Origin of the sequence: Streptomyces sp. FH025 (genome assembly GCF_017427025.1) — a bacterium.
Taxonomy (GTDB): Bacteria; Actinomycetota; Actinomycetes; order Streptomycetales; family Streptomycetaceae; genus Kitasatospora.
Map to the genome: position 1 here is coordinate 1 of NZ_JAFLNG010001129.1, position 1,487 is coordinate 1,487.

Below are 1,487 nucleotides of genomic sequence, written 5' to 3' on the forward strand. Positions count from 1 at the left end.
TGATCAAGGCTGTACGGCTGACGTCGTATGACCGGACGACCGTGCGGCCGGACGGCTGTGGGGCTGGACGGCTGTGTGGCTGGACGACCGTGCCGTCGGACGGCTGTGTGGCTGGACGACCGTGCGGCCGGACGACCGTGACCTCATCGGACGACGAGCGGAGACCGTGGGATGGCGCAGCAGCACCAGTCCGGCAGTCCCGCCCGCGCGGTCCGCCGCCGCGGGCGCCACGGGCCCGCCCGGGCGCTGCTCGCGATGCTGCTCACCGCGATCGTGGCCGGTGGTGCCGTGCCGTACGTGTCGGGGCCAGGACGGGCCTACCTCAGCTACCTGGTGCTGGCCGAGCAGGAGGACGCCGCGGGTGCCACCCGGGCCGAGGCGGCGAGCCTGGCGGCGGGCGGGCAGGTGGTGCAGGAGTACCCGCAGATCGGGGCGGTGCTGGCGTACGCGACCGGCGGCTTCGCGGACAAGGTCCGGGCCAGGCCGGGGATCGCCGCCGTGGGCGCGACCCGGACCGCCCCGGTGGTCGGGCCGCCGCGGGCGGTCAAGGGCGCGGGGGACTTCACCGCGGGAACGGCGCGCACGAGTTCGGACGGGCAGAGCGGCGGGACCGTCACGGTGCCCGACCCCGCGGAGGGCGGGGCCTGGAACCTCGCCATGCTCGGCGCCGCCCCGGGGCCGGCCGGAGACGTCGCCAGGAGCGTGCCGGGCGCCGGGGCGCTGCACAAGGTGCTGGTCGCGGTGCTGGACTCGGGCGTGGACGACACCCACCCCGACCTGCGGGCGGCCGTCGACCCGAAGGCCTCGGCCTCCTGCGCGGACGGACGCCCGGACGCCCGGACCGGCTCCTGGCGGCCCGACCCCGGGGTGGGGGAGAGCGGGCACGGCACCCACGTCGCCGGGATCATCGGCGCGGCCCGGGACGGACACGGCGTCACCGGGGTGGCGCCCGGCGTGCGGATCGCCGCCGTCCGGCTGCTCGGGCCGCTGGGGCAGTACTACGCGGAGAACGTCGTCTGCGGCATGCTCTGGGCGGCCGACCACGGGGCCAAGGCGATCAACAACAGCTACTTCGCAGACCCGTGGAAGTACAACTGCCCCGAGGACCGCGACCAGGCGGCGCTGATCGCCGCCGTCGGCCGGGCCACCGGGTACGCCCGGCGCAAGGGCGCGGTGGTGGTCGCCTCGGCCGGCAACGACGGACAGGACCTCGGGGCCGCCCGGACCGACGAGCGCAGCCCCAACGACCGGGTCTCCGGGCCGGCCGGCACCCGCTACCTGGGTACCGAGTGCATCCGCCTTCCCGGCGAGCTGCCCGGCGTCGTGACCGTCACCGCCGTCAACCGGGACGGCCGGCCGTCGGCGTACTCCAACTACGGGCGCGGCCGGGTGTCGCTGGCCGCTCCGGGCGGGGACCCGGACGGCGGGGTGCAGGGGGCGATCGTCTCCGACTGGCCCGGGGGGCAGTACGCGGCGCTGGCCGGGAC

At 76.9% G+C, this 1,487-nt stretch carries 1 protein-coding gene; it reads left to right on the plus strand.

The features are described from left to right. Window positions 1-171: 171 nt before the first annotated feature. The coding region (locus tag J0670_RS37905; RefSeq protein WP_207817312.1) for a S8 family serine peptidase at window positions 172-1,487 on the plus strand (1,316 nt) is incomplete at its 3' end.